This window comes from Vibrio penaeicida, assembly GCF_019977755.1.
GTDB classification, from domain to species: domain Bacteria; phylum Pseudomonadota; class Gammaproteobacteria; order Enterobacterales; family Vibrionaceae; genus Vibrio; species Vibrio penaeicida.
In genome coordinates this window covers 3561785-3580287 of the sequence record NZ_AP025144.1, presented here as the reverse complement: position 1 = coordinate 3580287, position 18503 = coordinate 3561785, and the positions used below count along the sequence as shown (strand labels likewise).

Here is an 18503-nt window from a genome sequence, read left to right as displayed (position 1 = left end):
TTTTAAAGGTATAAGCATGTCAGAAACAACTCAGCAGGCTGTCACTGAAGGCGGTGCCTACGAGGTGCTGAAGTCTCGCCTTTCTCAACAAGGCAGCAAACTTAAAGACATTTCTCAACAATTCAATCAGCAACGTCAGCAGGTTTTTGGCGGTCAAGAACTCTCTTTGATCGGCAAAGCGAATGTACAGACGGAAGCGCGATGTGTACCAGTCGATATGGCGCAGGTTAACCAGCAATTATTGTTCGGTTACGAAGTACATGTCGGCATGAAATCGCAACCCGCGTTAGAAGATGTATTTGGTCTTTACCAACTGCATGAAAATGATGGCACATTCAGAATAGAACCCATCAGTTTGAAAGAGAGCTTTCTCTCTGAACCTCGTTTTGTGCATGAATTCACCGAGCTGTTTACCTATTATCAAGATGCCAAGTTGGCACAAATTTCTCGGCAAGAAAGCACACTGTATATCGCTTTCCAAATTGGAATGCGTGCGGAAGATCGCAAAGTATTCCGATTCCAACTGAACAAGCACTCTATTGAATATATTGATTCGCTTGGACACACCTCATTAGAGTCAGCAACTCAACATGATTTTGACTGGATTGAAACCACACGTGACGATCATGTTCTAGGGAAATACCCTCACGTCTCTATCAAAGATAAGCTTTTTGTGGAATGTGTAGGTGGCGACCTTACCATCAAAGTAGAAGACAATACCGAAGAGGGGAAAGGGATCTACCGCGAAGAGGTGGATGACCCTCACCAAAGTGTTGCCGATGCGAGTATTGCTTATGCGTTTATTGGTGATCTGATTGCTCTTAGAGTTCTACCGAACCGAGAAAAGCAAGAACGCTATTTTCTATACAACCCACTAAACCAAGCCGTGACACGTGCGGATGCGTTAGGTGTAAGTGCAAAAGAACTGCCTGAAGAGCACGGTATTCTTTACTCTCATGGCTTTGTTCTAGCCAATGGAGAGAGCAAGCATTTCGATATGCCATGGGAGGATCTTAAATTCTTCCAAAAGATAGCCTCTCCGAATGGTGAAGATCTGATGTACATCTTTTTCAACATGGTCAAAGGGTATTACGTTGTTTATACCTACAACATGATTGAAAAGCAGTTTTCTGCGCCAATGGAAAGCCACGGCTACAGTTTGTATCCAGACGGGCGTTTATTGGTATTCCAACTTTCTGAAAACGCAGAAGCTTCTACAATTCACCCGATGAGAATATGGGAAACCCCGTATTCAACCCCGGATTACTACAGCCGCCACAGCGCGAAAAGTGATGCATCGAGCCCGTTGTTTAATCTGGGCAATGCAGAATTAGTACGAGCTTTGTCGTCGGTGCTGTCGATTTGTCATTTTGCGTCGACGGAGGAAGTTACCCAAGCGGCATACGAAGCGTTGCTGAAACAGTGTCAGGCAACATTGGATCATTACCATTGGTTAGCTCACGACTATGCGCTAGGGCTCGGTGATGCCATCCAAGAGGTGATGGCTACATCCGATAAAATCATTGATGAATTTGCCAAAGTTCAGCAGCTTCAAGTCCATGCGTTACACGCGCTAGAGCAAGAATCTGAAGCCGTCACGGCATTGATTGGCAAAGTAAAGCTAGCGCCCAAAGATCAAGCCGCAAGCCTGTTAACGCTTCTTTCCGAAGTGAAAGCGCAGGTGGGTAACACCATGGCGCTGCGACAACATCATTACATCAATACGTTGAAGGTCGATGAGCTGTTAGCGTCGCTGGATGAACAACGACAATATTTGAATCTGCAGTTACTCGAGTTACTGCAAGATGAAAAAGCCTATCAGCCATTTAAGAAGCAAATCCAATCGGTTGAAGAACAGCTAGAGACGGTAGAAAAAACGTCGGATATTCAAGACCTTCAAGAACAGGTCGAACAACTACGCTCAGAGCTTCAGTTAGTGACAGAAGAAGTCACCGACATTGAAACGGAAGATCCGACACAGTCGACTCGAATTCTAGACATGACTACTGAAGTGTCGTCCATGTTGAATGCGGTATCGGCGAAGCTCAGAAACAAAAATAGTGGTTTACGTAGCGACGAAGCCAAAGCGGAATTTGGTGCTCAGTTCAAATTACTTGCACAATCGGTCAACAGTGCCATGGAGCAAGCGACGACACCGGATGAGTGTGATAACCAGCTCGCCAAATTAATCGGTCAGCTTGAAAAGCTCGAATCGAGATTTGCGGACTTTGATGAGTTTCTTGGAGAAATCTACACCAAGCGCGATGAAATCCAGTCCACGCTGGAGAACCACAAACAGCAGTTGGTGAGTGCTCAGCAGCGCCGGATTCAAAACTTGTTACAAGCGGCTAATGTTACCTTCAATAGCATTGAAAAACGTGTTGCTCGATTTGATGATGTGGCTGGGTTAAACAGCTATTTTGCTACAGACGCAATGGTGATGAAGTTGCGCCAGTTGTCGGATTCCATACGCGATTTGGGTGACAGCGTAAAAGCAGACAGTGTTGATGCAAAACTGAAATCGGTGCAAGACCAATCGCTTCGTTCTCTGAGAGATAACCAAGACATCTTTGAAGACGGTGGCAAGATTCTACGTCTAGGTAAACACCGATTCAGTGTAAACCAGCAACCGTTGGACATCACATTGGTGGAGCATGCTGGTGAGCTGAACACCCATATCTCTGGAACGGATTTCTATCAATCTATTGAAGATGAAGAATTCCTTGCACTGCAAAATATCTCCAAATTGGATGTTGCCTCTGAAACAGACACCATCTACCGTGCAGAATATTTATCCTACTTGATCTTACATTCCGCAATGAATTTGGCGGATGTCTTTGATGTTGATGCGCTACTGGCAGCGAGAAAATCGGGTCAATTACTCAGTTTGGTTCAACGTTTTTCAGCGCCTCGCTACAAAGAGGGCTACGTCAAAGGTATTCATGATCACGATGCAGAAAAGATTCTAAATCAACTCCTTCCTGTTTTTGAGCAAGCTGGATCGCTTCGGTTTGGACAAAAAGAACGCGCGACTGCTTGGATGTGGCTCATTGCCCAAGAACGCAAAGATCTTTCTGATTGGAAGGCGAAAGCAAACAACGCGAATTTGCTTAAAACGCACTTACAATCGCCCGATGTGTACCAACAGCTGCAAAAGGAATTGGAGCCCAACCTCACTCAGTTTGGGCGTGGCGTACTGATTGATGCCAGTGACTATTTGATTCAACTCCTAGCCAAATCGGACGATCGAATTGAAGTCAGCCGTGATGCGATGGAGTTATGTGATGACTACTTACAATTCCGCCGCAGCTTGGGTTGGAGCTCTAGCAAAGCGGCACCTGAAGTCAGTATGCAAGATCACCTTCAATGGCTAACAGCCTACACAGTTCAGCAAAGCCGTGGAGAAGCGTTTGTCGTTGAAGCCGCTGCGATAGCAGTTTGGAAAGAACAGCCTGAACCTTCCCTTAGCCCTGTTGAATTTTCACTGACTTGTGAGGTTGAAGGGTTACTGGGTGAACATGGAAATCTAGAGCAAGGTAAGTTGAACTTGGTTCTAGACGATTTTCTGCAGCGCTGCGAACTTCACCGTAGTATTACGATTCCGCAATTTGAGTCGTACCTCAATAAGAGAGCGGAATTGCTGCAAGAAGCGAAATCAGACTTCCGACTTGGCGAATTCAAACCAAGGCCGCTTACCTCTTTTGTCCGTAACAAGCTGATCAGTGAAAGTTATCTTCCGCTGATTGGTGACAACTTTGCCAAGCAAATGGGCACGGTCGGAGAAAATAAGCGCACCGACTTGATGGGGATGTTGCTTCTTATTTCCCCTCCTGGTTATGGTAAAACCACCTTGATCGAGTATGTGGCGCATAAGTTGGGCTTGGTCTTTATGAAGATCAATGGCCCGTCGATTGGGCATCAAGTTACATCGCTTGATCCTCGTGATGCACCCGATCAAAATGCCGCTCGAGAGATTGAGAAGATCAACCTCGCGTTTGAAATGGGGAACAACGTTCTTCTTTATCTCGATGATATTCAGCACACTCATCCCGAATTCTTGCAGAAATTCATATCTCTGTGTGATGGCACAAGGCGAATTGAAGGCACGTGGCGTGGGGAAACTAAGACTTACGATATGCGCGGCAAGAAGTTCTCAGTCGTGATGGCCGGTAACCCATATACGGAATCTGGCGATATGTTCAGAATCCCAGATATGTTGGCAAACCGTGCAGACATCTACAACCTAGGTGACATGTTGTCGGATCAGAAAGAGGCGTTTGAACTCAGTTTTGTAGAGAACTCGCTGACTTCTCACCCTGTTCTTGCTCCTCTTGCGACCCGTGATCTGAACGACTTGTATCGCTTTGTACGAATGGCGAATGGTGAAGGCATTCCATTGAGTGATATGTCTCACTCCTACTCTGCGACTGAGTCTTCTGAAATCGTATCGACTTTGCAGAAGCTGCTCACTGTGCAGCAAACCGTACTTAAAGTTAACCAACAATACATCGCGTCTGCCGCTACCGCGGATCAATACCGTGTAGAACCGCCATTTAAGTTGCAGGGTTCTTATCGGAACATGAATAAGTTGGCAGAGAAGATCTCATCGGTGATGACCGAAGAAGAACTTCAAACACTTTTGCAAGATCACTATCAGGGCGAAGCCCAAACACTGACAAACGGCACTGAAGAAAACTTGCTGAAATTGGCAGAACTTCGTGGCGGAATGACACAGGAGCAACAAGCTCGCTGGAATGAGATCAGAGAAGGCTATCAGCGGAACCAGTTGATGGGAGATTCTGAAGATAGGGCAGGGCAGGTTGTACAACAACTTGCCGCGCTTAACCAAACAATGAGTCGCGTCACTCAAGGATTAGGAGATAAATAGGTGAATAGGGAACAACTGCATGAACTGCTTAAGTCATCGATTGAAGATCACCGCTTGGATGATTCTGAGAGACGTGAACTTAACGACAAGTTAAGTAATGCTGAACTCAACCAGGAAGATCGCTCATTCCTACGCAATCAAAGTTTTAAATTGGCTCATCAAAATATCAATGACGGTGCCGATGCAAGCAGCATCGTACGCTGGCTTGAAAAGACCATCAAGGTGCTGGATAACGCAAAATCGGATGCGGGTGGTGATTTAGTTGGGTGCTGGTTTTCTCCCGGACGTTCTTGTGCGGAAGGGATCATTAAGCAGCTTAATCAAGCTCGTCACACGATTGATATCTGCGTCTTTACCATTGCAGACGACGAATTGACGAAGCACATCATTAAAGCCCATCAACGTGGTGTAAAAGTTCGAGTTATAACAGACAACGATAAGATCTTTGATAAGGGTAACGATGTGAATTATTTGGTGGAGAAAGGTGTGGAAGTGAAGGTTGATACCACTTCTTATCATATGCATCATAAATTTGCGATTTTCGATGGTGTTCGCTTGCTAAATGGCAGTTTTAACTGGACGCGTAGTGCGTCTAAGTACAATGAAGAAGACATTACGCTGACGGATGACGCGCGCTTTGTTAAGCCGTATCAAAAGCAGTTTGAACAGCTTTGGCAAAAGTTTCCATTCCATCAACCTGAACTTGCATAAGGAGAGTTCTCAATGACCGATATGGTTAAAACCGATGAAGCAACAGAAGACGCCCTCAGTCCTCAGGTTCTGGAATTAGCACAAAATTTCGACCCGTTCGATAGCGTGGCTACTATTACATTTGGTAAAGAAGCACTGGAAAGCATTACCAATTTTTCCGATACCGTACTTGATCAAGTGCGTATTAGAGATACAGGTGAAGCTGGTGAAATCTTACAATCAATGGTCAGCTCGATGAACAGCGCAGAGTTTGACTACTTGAAAGAGAAAAGCTTTCTTTCCAGTTTGCCACTCATCGGTGAGTTGTTTGATTCGTTCAAAAAATTCTCAGACAGCTTTGATACGGTGAAGCAACATTTAGAACAGCTTTCAGGAAAACTGGAAGCACAGGAGCTTAAGCTAGGGCACGACATTAGCCGTCTCGATACACTTTACGATGAAAACTTAGCGTTATTGAATGGTCTGGATGACTACATTGCCGCAGGTAAGTGGAAACTGAGCCAAATGAATTCCGATGTGCTTCCTTCCCTATTAGTGGAAGCTGAGAAGTCGCCTGATGCATTGGATGCACAAAAACATCGCGATGCGGTTCAAGCGGTCGCCCGCTTAGAAAAACGCATACACAATCTTGAGCTGACTCGAATGGCAGCGATTCAAACTGCCCCTCAGATTCGTTTGTCTCAAGAAGGCAATAAGATGCTGATGGAAGACATTCAGGATATCGTGCACAACACATTCCCATTGTGGAAGCGCCAATTCTTGATTGCGATTTCTAATTACGAAAAAGAGAAAGCCCTCAAGGTGACCCGTGCTGTAAAAGATTACACCAATCAACAATACGTAAAGAATGCTGAGAAGCTGAAAGTGCTAGAAGAGCAAATCTCTGAAAACTACCAGCGTGGCATTCTGGATTTAGAGTCGCTAGAAACCGTGAATCAGTTGACGATTGAAACACTGAACAACACGCTTTCGAGAGTGAAAGAAGGGCGAGAACAACGTGCGCATGCACAGTCTGTTATCGAAAAAGCGGAGCAAGAACTGAAAGAAGCGCTGTCTCAGACTCTTGAAAATTAACGGTTGTTGCGAATAAATAAAATGCCCAGAATAGCGTTGTTCTGGGTATTTTTTATGGGGTTGAAATATGGTGTCTCAAAGAGAATTAAGCCAACAATTAGGCGAAGCGCTTCAAAGACATAAAGCCGTTATGACAACGGCTGAGTCGTGCACTGGTGGTGGAGTTGCGACGGCGATGACGGATATTGCAGGCAGCTCAGCTTGGTTTGATAGGGCGTTTGTCACTTACAGCAACGAAGCCAAAATGGAGATGCTGTCAGTCAAGCCGGAAACCCTTGAGTCATACGGTGCGGTAAGTGAACCAGTGGTGATTGAAATGGTCAGCGGTGCACTGCAACATTCTCTGGCTTCCATTGGTGTCTCAATCAGTGGAGTGGCCGGTCCGGGTGGTGGTACTGAAGAAAAGCCTGTAGGGACTGTCTGCTTTGCTTGGATGTCAGAGCAAGGATGGAAAAAAGTTGAAACTTGTCATTTTGAAGGTGATCGCGCTCAAGTCCGTGAATACGCAGTCGAGCATGCCATGCAGACTTTGCTACAGTACCTAACAGGTGAAAAAAGTGAGCACTCCTAGGGTCTGTTGAACTTTCGTGGTTAAATTTTGTTCGAGTTCTATGCCTTTTAATCGCGACGCAAGGTGTGACGCCTAGTCATTCTAAGCAAATACCTTGCAACAAAGAGTAAAAGGCATAGAAGCGAACCCTTTGGGCAGCATTTGTGGCTTATTTCTACTGCGTTATCGCTTATTGATGTAGAGCGCTACACCGAATAAGCTCTGCCTTGTATAAATCACCCACAAATTGCTGCAAAAATCATCTCGAAAGATCAACAGACCCTACAGAGTTAAGTGCTCTATCGAGAAATTTTTTCATACAGGTATAGACACTGTATGAATCAACAGTATAATAGCCAGCATAATCACGAACACGTTGTGTGGAGATACGGATGGACGATAACAAACAAAAGGCGTTAGCCGCAGCACTTGGACAAATTGAAAAGCAATTCGGTAAAGGCTCTATCATGCGCCTTGGTGATAACCGTACGATGGATGTTGAAACCATCTCTACAGGTTCACTTTCACTGGATATCGCTTTGGGTGCTGGTGGATTGCCAATGGGGCGTATCGTAGAAGTCTATGGTCCAGAGAGTTCGGGTAAAACCACGCTAACTCTAGAGCTTATCGCAGCAGCACAACGTGAAGGTAAGACCTGTGCGTTCATAGATGCAGAACATGCGTTGGACCCTATCTACGCGAAGAAACTGGGTGTCGATATCGATGCTTTACTTGTTTCTCAGCCAGATACGGGTGAACAAGCGCTAGAAATCTGTGATGCACTAGCCCGTTCAGGTGCCATCGACGTTATGGTTGTTGACTCCGTAGCAGCACTGACACCAAAAGCAGAAATTGAAGGTGAGATGGGCGACAGCCACATGGGTCTTCAAGCACGTATGCTTTCTCAAGCCATGCGTAAGCTAACGGGTAATCTTAAACAATCAAATTGTATGTGTATCTTCATCAACCAAATCCGTATGAAGATCGGCGTAATGTTTGGTAACCCAGAAACCACTACAGGTGGTAACGCACTGAAATTCTACGCATCTGTTCGTCTTGATATTCGTCGTACGGGTTCCATCAAAGATGGTGACGAAATCGTCGGTAACGAGACTCGCATTAAAGTAGTTAAGAACAAAATTGCTGCACCGTTTAAGCAGGCTGAAACTCAAATTATGTACGGTCAAGGCTTTAACCGCGAAGGTGAACTTATCGACTTGGGTGTGAAGCATAAGTTGGTTGAGAAAGCCGGTGCTTGGTACAGCTATAATGGCGACAAAATTGGTCAAGGTAAGGCGAATGCAGGTAAATACCTTCGTGAGCATACAGATGTAGCGAAAGAGATCGACACCAAGCTTCGTGACATGCTTTTGGTTGTAGCACAACCTGAAGAGCCAGAAGTTGGCGAGAAGCCAAAAGAAGAAGAGTTTTAATTCTCTTCATTGATTTAAAAAAGCCCTGCAATGCAGGGCTTTTGTGTATTAAGTTAAAGCACTTATATCTAGTTAAAGCACTTATATCACCTGTTTTCGTTGAAGTTTTGAGTATGTATCCAAAGAAAAATCCTCCTACCCTTTCAAGTAAAGAAGCTGCCATTCAACTGCTCAGTCGACGTGATCATGGTGAATACGAACTCTACCAAAAGCTGGCTTTTAAAGGGTACGATGAAGAGCAGATTCAAGAAGCGATGAATTTCTGTATCGATCATAATTATCTCGATGATCTTCGCTACGCCAAAAGCCAGATACGTCAACACGTTTACAAAGGTCATGGCGAGCGCCGTATTCGACAAGAGTTAAGTCAAAAACGCATATCGGAATCGGTGATTGAAGAGGCAATGCAAGAGGAGCCACAAGATTGGTTTGAATTGGCAAAAGCGGCAGCAGAAAAAAAGTTTAAAGGCATAAAAGCTAAAGACCAGAAGGAATACGCTAAACAAGTGCGTTTTTTGCAATATCGTGGTTATAGTTTTGACCAAATCAGCTATGCGTTAAGTGATGAAGAATAGGGCGGGACCCTAGGCACTCCAACACACATTCTGTTCTAATCCCTATTTCTTCTTCGTAATACCAATTGCTGTACCTTATCTTCCTTTTTCTATCAATAATCGTCTAATTCGATCTTCCTAAGATTCTGTTTTCATTTTTCTTTTAGAAACGGTGATTCGTTGCGCGAATAAATTCTTGTTGAATCTCGCATCTTTAGGTCGGTTGGGTATACAATGTGGCAAAATTCTAACTCGACTATTTTCAGGAAGAGCTGCATGTACATGAGCACTGACGAGGTTCGCAACGCGTTCCTCAAGTTCTTTGAAAGCAAAGGACACCAAATCGTAGACAGTTCATCGTTAGTACCACATAACGATCCAACCCTGCTGTTCACTAACGCAGGAATGAACCAATTTAAAGATTGTTTCCTAGGCTTAGAAAAACGAGCCTACACCCGAGCGACTACGTCTCAACGCTGTGTACGTGCTGGCGGTAAGCACAACGATTTAGAAAACGTGGGCTTTACTGCTCGCCACCACACTTTCTTCGAGATGTTGGGTAATTTCAGTTTTGGTGATTACTTCAAAGAAGATGCTATCGCGTTTGCTTGGGAATTTCTGACGGTCGTATTAAAACTGCCTCAAGATCGCTTGTTGGTGACGATTTACGAAACCGATGATGAAGCGTTCGAAATCTGGAACAAGAAAGTGGGTGTTCCAGCTGACCGTATCGTTCGTATTGGCGATAAAGAAGGCGGTAAGCCATACGAGTCAGATAACTTCTGGCAAATGGGCGATACAGGTCCGTGTGGTCCTTGTACTGAGATCTTCTACGATCACGGTGATCACATTTGGGGTGGACGTCCAGGTACACCAGAAGAAGATGGTGATCGATTCATCGAAATCTGGAACAACGTTTTCATGCAATTTAACCGTCATGCCGATGGCACGATGGAACCGCTACCAAAGCCTTCTGTCGATACCGGAATGGGTATTGAACGAATTTCTGCGATTATGCAGGGTGTACACTCAAACTATGAAATTGATGTATTCCAAACATTAATCAAAGCCGCGGCGGAAGTGACTGGCTATGACGATCTATCGAATCAATCGCTTCGCGTTGTCGCTGACCATATCCGATCTTGTGCATTCCTAATCGTTGATGGTGTTATGCCTTCTAATGAAGGACGCGGTTACGTACTTCGCCGAATCATTCGTCGTGCTGTTCGTCATGGCAACAAGCTAGGTGCGCAGGGTGCGTTTTTCCACAAATTGGTGGGTGCACTTGCTGACGTGATGGGGACTGCTGGCGTTGAGTTGAAAAAACAGCAAGCCATTGTTGAAAAAGTACTTCGAATCGAAGAAGAGAACTTTGGTCGTACTCTTGAACGCGGCATGACCATTCTGAACGACGCATTAGATAGCCTTGAAGGTAACGTTCTGGATGGTGAAACAGTATTTAAGCTTTATGACACATACGGTTTCCCAGCTGACTTAACCAATGATGTTGCTCGTGAGCGAGAACTTGCGATCGATGAAGAAGGTTTCGAGAAAGCGATGGAAGCACAGCGTCAGCGTGCTCGTGAAGCAGGTCAATTTGGCACCGACTACAACTCATCTATTAAGATTGATGCGACAACTGAATTCCAAGGTTATTCAGCAACCGAAGGTCAGAGCTCTGTTACAGGCATTTTTGTGGAAGGGGAAGAAGTTGAATCTCTGTCCGCTGGTGACAAAGCGATCATTGTTCTAGGTGAAACACCTTTCTATGCCGAGTCTGGTGGTCAGTGTGGTGATACCGGCGTGTTAAAAACAGACACTGGGTTGTTCATAGTGGAAGACACACAAAAGCTGGGTAATGCCATTGCTCATCACGGTGTTCTTTCTGAAGGTGTTTTAGCGAAAAGCGACAGCGTATCGACCAATGTGGATGCAGAGCGCCGCGCGGCTATTTCTTTAAACCACTCAGCAACTCACTTACTGCATGAAGCGCTACGTCGAGTACTTGGCGAACATGTTATGCAGAAAGGGTCACTAGTTAAAGCCGATAACTTGCGTTTTGACTTCTCTCACTTGGAAGCCATGACTCCGGCAGAAATCAAAGAAGTAGAACGCCTAGTAAACACGCATGTGCGTCGCAATCACACAATTAAAACGGACATCATGGATATTGAGTCTGCTAAAGCGAAAGGTGCGATGGCGCTATTTGGCGAGAAGTATGACGACGAAGTCCGTGTGCTGTCGATGGGAGAATTCTCAACCGAGCTTTGTGGTGGTATTCATGCGTCCAGCACTGGTGATATCGGCCTATTTAAGATTGTTTCAGAAGGTGGTATCGCAGCAGGTATCCGTCGTATTGAAGCGGTGACCGGTGAAGGTGCACTAGACGCGATCGAAGCAAGCCATGATAAGTTCGAAGCCAAATTGTCTGAAGCCGCGAACAAAGCAAAAGCTTTAGAAAAAGAGATTCAACAGCTGAAAGATAAACTGGCTTCTCAAGCTAGCGCGAGCCTAACGAGCCAAGTAAAAGAAATCGCTGGCGTGAAAGTATTGGTTTCTAAGTTAGACGGTGCTGACAATAAAGCACTGCGTGGCATGGTTGATGAGCTAAAAAATCAACTGGGCAGCGGCATCATTATGTTGGGTAACGTATCTGGAGACAAAGTTGGCTTGATTGCTGGTGTAACTAAAGACCTGACTGGTAAGGTAAAAGCAGGTGAGCTAGTTAACATGGTTGCTCAACAAGTCGGTGGCAAGGGTGGCGGTCGTCCAGACATGGCTCAAGCTGGTGGTACGGATGCAACTGCACTGCCAGAAGCTTTGTCGTCTGTTGATGCGTGGCTAGAAGAGCGTTTGTAACTTTTGTATTTTTGACTGCCACTGGCTGATAAAGTCAGTGGCATTTGTATTTAGTCGCTTTGAATATGATGGCTTCGTGTTCAATCGCTTTTGTGTAATAACAACGGGGATTAAGCCCCAGGATGGTGAAGAAAGGTGACACAGTCATTACGTGAATCTTTAGTAGTTCAGAAGTTCGGCGGAACTTCGGTTGGTTCGATTGAGCGCATTGAGGCAGTTGCTGAGCGCATCATAAAAACCAAGCAAGAAGGGAAGCAGCTTGTGGTTGTCGTTTCTGCAATGTCAGGTGAAACAAACCGCTTGTTGGGGTTGGCTCAACAGATTGATTCTGTACCAACTGCCCGAGAGTTAGATGTATTGTTATCAGCAGGCGAGCAAGTTTCAATGGCACTTTTGGCCATGACCTTGAACAAAAAAGGTGTGAATGCTGTATCGCTAACTGGCAGCCAAGCGGGTATTAAAACGAATGGTTTCCACAACGACGCGTCTATCGAATCGATTGATACCAATACGATTCAGAGCTATTTAGAGAATGACCACGTAGTGATCGTCGCAGGCTTTCAGGGAGTTTCTGAAAGTGGCAATATTACCACCCTTGGGCGCGGAGGATCGGACACGACCGCAGTGGCACTTGCGGGTGCGTTAAACGCTGTAGAATGTCAGATCTTTACTGACGTTGATGGCATTTATACATGCGATCCGCGCATCGTAAAAAGTGCACGTAAACTAACGGAAATTGACTTTCCTAGTATGGAAGAAATGGCCAGGAAAGGGGCGAAAGTATTGCACTTACCTTCTGTCATTCATGCATGGAAACACGGTATTCCTTTACGTGTTCTTTCTTCATTTTCTGAAAATTCGGGAACTTTGGTGACCGGAGAGCAGTCTGATAGTCCGATATGCGGGCTCGCTATCCAGCGTGATTTGATTGTTGTTGAGGTTAAATCAAGCGCATTGCAGTCTATTCGAGATCAAAGCCAAATGTTAGGGATTGATGTTTGGGCGACGGCGGAAGATGTGAAAGTATCGGATATTGTCATTCCACAGAGTTCTCTCGCGAAGTTATCACTTATTGCTTCTGAGAGTATTGAAAAGACTACTCGGGTATCAGCAATCAGCTGTGTTGGTTGTCGAATCCAAGAAGTGCATGCTGCGCTTACTGATGAATTCGCACAGCATCAAATTCCATTGTTAGGTGAAGTGAAGAGCAACCGCTCTTGTACATACTTCATTGAACCAGAGAGAATAGAAGAGATTTCAAATCATCTTCACAATTTTATTGTAGCTGGACATTTAGAGCTTGATGGGCACCAAAAGCTAATGGTTTCATAGCCAAATAACATTATGGAATTGTTAATTGCCTAAGATGGTGACATCATAGAGAAAAATAAATCAGAGATTACTCAAGGAGCACAAGAATGCTAATTTTGACTCGCCGCGTAGGTGAAACTCTTATGATCGGTGATGAAGTAACTGTCACCGTGCTTGGTGTTAAAGGTAACCAGGTTCGAATTGGTGTTAATGCGCCAAAAGAAGTATCCGTACACCGTGAAGAAATCTACATGCGTATACAAGCCGAGAAAGGCAACGGTGGTTCTGCTTCAGGCAACTACTAACATTAAAAAGGTCAGCAAACGCTGGCCTTTTTAATAACGGTTTAAATGGTGTGTAACAGGAAAAGTTTAATTTCCCGCCGCTTTGATTAAATACCCAACGCTTAAGCCATTTTTTGCAAATTATGCCAAGAAAATGTTTGACATATTTTTGGTAAATCGTAATATGTGCCTCCGCAAGACGGTGAGGTGGCCGAGAGGCTGAAGGCGCTCCCCTGCTAAGGGAGTATACGGTTTGTAGCCGTATCGAGGGTTCGAATCCCTCCCTCACCGCCATTCTTGCACATGCTCTTATAAATGTTGATATTTTCAACGTCCAATAAGACAAAGCGCGCTCGTAGCTCAGCTGGATAGAGTACCTGGCTACGAACCAGGCGGTCGAAGGTTCGAATCCTTCCGAGCGCGCCATTATTCCTAAGTTTTGGAATGTAATGCGGTGAGGTGGCCGAGAGGCTGAAGGCGCTCCCCTGCTAAGGGAGTATACGGTTTGTAGCCGTATCGAGGGTTCGAATCCCTCCCTCACCGCCATTTATTGGCCAAAGGTCAATTTTTTTGTTTCTGAAGAAATGAAATGTGATATAGTTCACAACCTGCGCGCTCGTAGCTCAGCTGGATAGAGTACCTGGCTACGAACCAGGCGGTCGAAGGTTCGAATCCTTCCGAGCGCGCCATTATTTAAAACTGTAAGGCATCTGCCATACAGACTTCGCGTCCTTAGCTCAGCTGGATAGAGTACCTGGCTACGAACCAGGCGGTCGGAGGTTCGAATCCTCCAGGACGCGCCACTATTAAGGGTCATTAGATCCTGATATTACTCATGTAATATCGAACACAGCGCGCTCGTAGCTCAGCTGGATAGAGTACCTGGCTACGAACCAGGCGGTCGAAGGTTCGAATCCTTCCGAGCGCGCCATTATTTAAAACTGTTAGGCATCTGCCGTACAGACTTCGCGTCCTTAGCTCAGCTGGATAGAGTACCTGGCTACGAACCAGGCGGTCGGAGGTTCGAATCCTCCAGGACGCGCCACTATTAAGGGTCATTAGATCCTGATATTACTCATGTAATATTGAACACAGCGCGCTCGTAGCTCAGCTGGATAGAGTACCTGGCTACGAACCAGGCGGTCGAAGGTTCGAATCCTTCCGAGCGCGCCATTTCAATAAAAAGCCTCGCATTTGCGAGGCTTTTTTTATGCCTGTTAACATCTCATTATCATTTTATTATCTTTATTTTTACATCCTGTTGTTTTTAAAGAATAAAAATTATTTTTTTAAGTTCCTCTCAGTATTCGATACAGAATTTCATTATGTTTGGTAAAAGCCACAGTAACTATGGTGAAATCGGGTTTGTGTGGCGTATTTGTATGCAATAACTAGTCAAAAAAGTCGCATGTTTGTGCAGAATATTAAATAGCTTATTAAACAAAATTGACAAAATTTTACCAATCGAGATAATCCTAGACCACTTATGCCCACTATATTGAGGGAGTGTGTGCATAAGTTATTGTCAGGATGACATAGAAAGGAAGCAACATGACTAATATTGGAAGCCTGCTAGGAGATGCAGCGGTCCTTATGCTTACTGGCATGGCCGTTGTTTTCGTATTCCTAACCATTCTCGTTTATCTTGTTCGGTTACTGTCTAAGTTGGTGCCAGAAGAAGCACCCCAACCGAGCATTGCACCAGTACAAGCAAAAAAAATTCAATCCAGTACTTCTGGAGTTCAGCCACAGGTGGTTGCGGCAATTTCTGCTGCTATACATAAACACCGTGCGTCTGCTGTGAAGTAATGTCGGATAAAAATTAAAAGGAGTTAATCAGCATGTCTAAACCACTTGCTCTTACCGACGTGGTGTTGCGTGACGCACATCAGTCACTGTTTGCCACGCGTATGCGTATTGAAGATATGTTACCTATCGCGGCGGAGCTAGATAAAGTCGGATACTGGTCTTTAGAAACTTGGGGTGGCGCAACATTTGATGCATGTATTCGATTCTTAGGAGAAGATCCGTGGGAGCGTTTACGTGAGCTTAAAAAAGCGATGCCAAACACACCAATGCAAATGCTATTGCGTGGTCAAAACCTTCTTGGTTACCGTCATTACGCAGATGATGTAGTAGAGAAATTTGTTGAGCGCGCTCATGCAAATGGCATGGATGTGTTTCGAATCTTCGATGCGATGAATGATGTGCGTAATTTCCAAAAAGCAGTGAAAGCTGCTGTTGATGTTGGCGCACATGCTCAAGGTACATTGTCTTATACTACCAGCCCTGTTCATAACACCGATACATGGGTCGATTTGGCTAAACGCCTAGAAGACCTTGGTTGCCATTCTCTCTGTATTAAAGACATGTCAGGTCTTCTTAAGCCTTATGAAGCCGAGGAACTGATTACCCGAATTAAATCTTCATGTGATGTACCTTTGGCGTTGCACTGCCACGCAACTACAGGGCTTTCGACTGCAACGGCAGTAAAGGCTGTAGAAGCAGGAATCGATATTCTTGATACTGCAATCTCATCCATGAGTTGTACTTACGGCCATACGCCAACTGAAACAGTTGTTGCAATGCTCCAAGGTACTGAGCGCGATACCAACCTAAAGCTTGATCAAATAGAGCCTATTGCTGCTTACTTCCGAGAGGTTCGTAAGAAATACGCTAAGTGGGAAGGACAGCTAAAAGGTGTGGATTCTCGCATTCTGATTGCGCAAGTACCAGGCGGTATGCTGACGAATATGGAAGGTCAGCTAAAAGAACAAGGTGCGGCGGATCGTTTGGATGAAGTATTAGAAGAGATCCCAAGAGTACGTAAAGATCTTGGTTACATCCCACTTGTTACCCCTACATCTCAGATCGTAGGTACACAAGCCGTGATCAATGTCTTAACAGGTGAGCGCTACAAGAGCATCACTAAAGAAACGGCAGGATTATTGAAAGGCGAATACGGAGCTGCACCAGCAGAGCTAAATACCGAACTTCAAGCTAAAGTCCTTGAAGGTGCAGAGCCGATCACCTGTCGCCCAGCAGATCTTTTGAATGCAGAGCTGCATACGCTGACAGATGATCTTATCGCGAAAGCTAAAGAGGATGGAATATCATTAGCAGAAGATACAGTCGATGATGTTCTTACGTATGCACTGTTCCCGCAAGTGGGTCTTAAATTCCTTAAAAACCGAAACAACCCAGACGCATTTGAACCTGCTCCAGGTAAAGAGCCTGTCGTAACGGAAACGGCATCAGCCCCAGTTACTGCCACTTCATCTCCAGGTGGTGTGGAAGCTTATAGCGTTAAAGTAGACGGGCAGGTTTACAATGTGGAAGTAGGACCTCAGGGGCAATTAACCTCTGTTACACCAACATCTGCACCTCAACCCGCTGCGGCTCCAGTTGCACAGGCATCAAATGATGCAGAAGCGGTTCCAGCGCCATTAGCAGGAAACATCTTTAAGGTGAACGTTCTACCTGGCTCAGAAGTAGCAGAAGGTGATGTTTTACTTATTCTTGAAGCGATGAAGATGGAAACAGAAGTTCGTGCTGCACGTGGCGGTGTTGTTCAAGATATTCACGTGAAAGAAGGTGATGCCGTGACGGTAGGTGCACCACTATTAAGCCTAGCGTAAGGGAGCATCATGGAAGGATTGTTGACCCTTTGGGCTGAAACAGGGATCGCCAACTTCGAGTTCGGTCAAATTTGTATGATCCTTGTGGGCTGTGGGCTTTTGTACCTTGCAATAGCAAAAGGTTTTGAGCCCCTTCTATTACTACCGATAGGTTTTGGTGCTGTTTTAGCGAATATCCCAAATGCTGGGTTTACCGACGAAGGTGGCTTGCTCTATTTGGTCTACTACATCGGTATTGAATCTGGTGTGTTCCCACTCCTTATCTTTATGGGAGTTGGGGCAATGACCGACTTTGGGGCGCTTATTGCTAACCCTAAAACCCTTTGGTTAGGTGCTGCGGCGCAGTTTGGTATATTTGCCACTTTATTTGGTGCAATTTTACTTAACTATGTGCCAGGTATGGAATTCAACATGGCTGACGCGTCATCCATCGCTATTATTGGCGGTGCAGACGGACCAACGGCTATTTTCTTAGCCAGCCAATTATCGCCAGACTTATTAGGTGCTATAGCGGTTGCTGCATACAGCTACATGGCATTAGTCCCAATTATTCAGCCGCCGATTATGAAGGCGCTGACGAACCCTGAAGAACGTAAAATTCAGATGGCTCAGCTTCGCCACGTAAGTAAAGGTGAGAAAGTACTGTTTCCATTAGCTGTATTACTCATGACGATTCTTTTCTTACCTTCGGCGACGCCTTTAGTGGGGATGTTTTGTCTTGGTAACTTGATGCGTGAAGCTGGCGTGGTAGATCGTCTTTCAAGTACAGCGCAGAACGAGCTTATCAACATCGTGACGATTTTCTTAGGTCTTGGTGTTGGTTCTAAGCTTCAAGCTGAACAGTTCTTAAACTTTGAAACATTGGGTATTTTGGCTCTTGGTGCTGTTGCATTCAGTATTGGTACTGGAGCAGGTGTTCTAATGGCTAAGCTACTGAATAAGTTTTCTAAAGAAGACATCAACCCGCTTATTGGCGCTGCTGGTGTATCCGCTGTTCCTATGGCTGCTAGGGTAGTAAACAAAGTGGGTTTAGAAGCGAATCCGCAAAACTTCCTTCTTATGCATGCGATGGGACCTAACGTAGCGGGAGTATTGGGAAGTGCGGTTGCAGCAGGTATTTTGTTGGCATTAGTGGGATAACGTTCAACGAAATTGAGATCTGATGATTAACCAAACATTGTAAAATGGTTTATAGTCAAAG

12 protein-coding genes and 8 tRNA genes are annotated in these 18503 nt (G+C 45.1%); all 20 read left to right on the top strand.

All coding sequences use genetic code 11. The features are described from left to right. Window positions 1-16: 16 nt before the first annotated feature. The 20 genes from LDO37_RS16075 to LDO37_RS15980 all read left to right on the top strand — a co-directional run bounded on the left by LDO37_RS16075 (window position 17) and on the right by LDO37_RS15980 (window position 18442). A complete protein-coding gene (locus LDO37_RS16075) occupies window positions 17-4888 on the top strand; it encodes a DNA repair ATPase (RefSeq protein ID WP_126607283.1) in 4872 nt (1623 codons plus the stop codon). Continuing rightward, window positions 4889-5599: a phospholipase D-like domain-containing protein gene (locus tag LDO37_RS16070; protein WP_126607282.1), complete on the top strand. Its 711-nt coding sequence runs from the start codon at window positions 4889-4891 to the stop codon at window positions 5597-5599. Window positions 5600-5620: 21 nt separating this feature from the next. Continuing rightward, the gene (locus LDO37_RS16065) at window positions 5621-6673 is read left to right on the top strand and encodes a toxic anion resistance protein (RefSeq protein WP_399481249.1); all 1053 of its coding nucleotides are present in this window, start codon (window positions 5621-5623) and stop codon (window positions 6671-6673) included. Window positions 6674-6740: 67 nt separating this feature from the next. Beyond that, the gene (gene pncC, locus LDO37_RS16060; RefSeq protein WP_126607280.1) at window positions 6741-7244 is read left to right on the top strand and encodes a nicotinamide-nucleotide amidase; all 504 of its coding nucleotides are present in this window, start codon (window positions 6741-6743) and stop codon (window positions 7242-7244) included. A 371-nt stretch (window positions 7245-7615) separates the two neighbouring features. Then, window positions 7616-8656: a recombinase RecA gene (recA, locus tag LDO37_RS16055; RefSeq protein ID WP_126607279.1), complete on the top strand. Its 1041-nt coding sequence runs from the start codon at window positions 7616-7618 to the stop codon at window positions 8654-8656. Window positions 8657-8769: 113 nt separating this feature from the next. Then, window positions 8770-9231: a recombination regulator RecX gene (gene recX / locus LDO37_RS16050; RefSeq protein ID WP_126607278.1), complete on the top strand. Its 462-nt coding sequence runs from the start codon at window positions 8770-8772 to the stop codon at window positions 9229-9231. Window positions 9232-9486: 255 nt separating this feature from the next. Next, on the top strand, window positions 9487-12069 hold the full coding sequence (alaS, locus tag LDO37_RS16045) for an alanine--tRNA ligase (RefSeq protein ID WP_126607277.1): 2583 nt from the start codon (window positions 9487-9489) through the stop codon (window positions 12067-12069). A 135-nt stretch (window positions 12070-12204) separates the two neighbouring features. Further along, window positions 12205-13401, top strand: a complete 1197-nt coding sequence (locus LDO37_RS16040; protein ID WP_126607276.1) for an aspartate kinase — start codon at window positions 12205-12207, stop codon at window positions 13399-13401. Window positions 13402-13487: 86 nt separating this feature from the next. Next, entirely contained in the window at window positions 13488-13685 is a 198-nt protein-coding gene (csrA, locus tag LDO37_RS16035; RefSeq protein WP_101112495.1) for a carbon storage regulator CsrA, read from the top strand. Between the two features lie 180 nt (window positions 13686-13865). Further along, a tRNA-Ser gene (locus tag LDO37_RS16030) sits at window positions 13866-13958 on the top strand. Between the two features lie 55 nt (window positions 13959-14013). Then, window positions 14014-14090, top strand: a tRNA-Arg gene (locus LDO37_RS16025). Window positions 14091-14117: 27 nt separating this feature from the next. Further along, window positions 14118-14210: transfer RNA gene (locus LDO37_RS16020), tRNA-Ser, on the top strand. A 66-nt stretch (window positions 14211-14276) separates the two neighbouring features. After that, a tRNA-Arg gene (locus tag LDO37_RS16015) sits at window positions 14277-14353 on the top strand. A 37-nt stretch (window positions 14354-14390) separates the two neighbouring features. After that, a tRNA-Arg gene (locus tag LDO37_RS16010) sits at window positions 14391-14467 on the top strand. Between the two features lie 51 nt (window positions 14468-14518). Then, window positions 14519-14595 (top strand) — tRNA-Arg (locus LDO37_RS16005). 37 nt (window positions 14596-14632) lie between these two features. Further along, window positions 14633-14709, top strand: a tRNA-Arg gene (locus LDO37_RS16000). Window positions 14710-14760: 51 nt separating this feature from the next. After that, window positions 14761-14837: transfer RNA gene (locus LDO37_RS15995), tRNA-Arg, on the top strand. A gap of 378 nt (window positions 14838-15215) precedes the next feature. Next, window positions 15216-15473 carry an oxaloacetate decarboxylase subunit gamma gene (locus LDO37_RS15990; protein WP_101112494.1) on the top strand — a complete coding sequence of 86 codons (258 nt, stop codon included), beginning with the start codon at window positions 15216-15218 and terminating at the stop codon, window positions 15471-15473. 32 nt (window positions 15474-15505) lie between these two features. Further along, window positions 15506-17302 (top strand): sodium-extruding oxaloacetate decarboxylase subunit alpha, encoded by a 1797-nt coding sequence (gene oadA / locus LDO37_RS15985; RefSeq protein WP_126606891.1) that lies wholly within the window; start codon window positions 15506-15508, stop codon window positions 17300-17302. Window positions 17303-17311: 9 nt separating this feature from the next. Beyond that, the gene (locus LDO37_RS15980) at window positions 17312-18442 is read left to right on the top strand and encodes a sodium ion-translocating decarboxylase subunit beta (RefSeq protein WP_101112492.1); all 1131 of its coding nucleotides are present in this window, start codon (window positions 17312-17314) and stop codon (window positions 18440-18442) included. Window positions 18443-18503 lie beyond the last annotated feature (61 nt).

What these genes read in the sequence shown, in the direction of transcription:
- LDO37_RS15990 (WP_101112494.1), top strand. Translation starts at nt 15,216, where the DNA reads ATGACTAATATTGGAAGCCTGCTAGGAGATGCAGCGGTCCTTATGCTT.
- csrA (WP_101112495.1), top strand. Translation starts at nt 13,488, where the DNA reads ATGCTAATTTTGACTCGCCGCGTAGGTGAAACTCTTATGATCGGTGAT.
- alaS (WP_126607277.1), top strand. Translation starts at nt 9,487, where the DNA reads ATGTACATGAGCACTGACGAGGTTCGCAACGCGTTCCTCAAGTTCTTT.
- pncC (WP_126607280.1), top strand. Translation starts at nt 6,741, where the DNA reads ATGGTGTCTCAAAGAGAATTAAGCCAACAATTAGGCGAAGCGCTTCAA.
- LDO37_RS16075 (WP_126607283.1), top strand. Translation starts at nt 17, where the DNA reads ATGTCAGAAACAACTCAGCAGGCTGTCACTGAAGGCGGTGCCTACGAG.
- recA (WP_126607279.1), top strand. Translation starts at nt 7,616, where the DNA reads ATGGACGATAACAAACAAAAGGCGTTAGCCGCAGCACTTGGACAAATT.
- recX (WP_126607278.1), top strand. Translation starts at nt 8,770, where the DNA reads ATGTATCCAAAGAAAAATCCTCCTACCCTTTCAAGTAAAGAAGCTGCC.
- LDO37_RS15980 (WP_101112492.1), top strand. Translation starts at nt 17,312, where the DNA reads ATGGAAGGATTGTTGACCCTTTGGGCTGAAACAGGGATCGCCAACTTC.
- LDO37_RS16065 (WP_399481249.1), top strand. Translation starts at nt 5,621, where the DNA reads ATGGTTAAAACCGATGAAGCAACAGAAGACGCCCTCAGTCCTCAGGTT.
- oadA (WP_126606891.1), top strand. Translation starts at nt 15,506, where the DNA reads ATGTCTAAACCACTTGCTCTTACCGACGTGGTGTTGCGTGACGCACAT.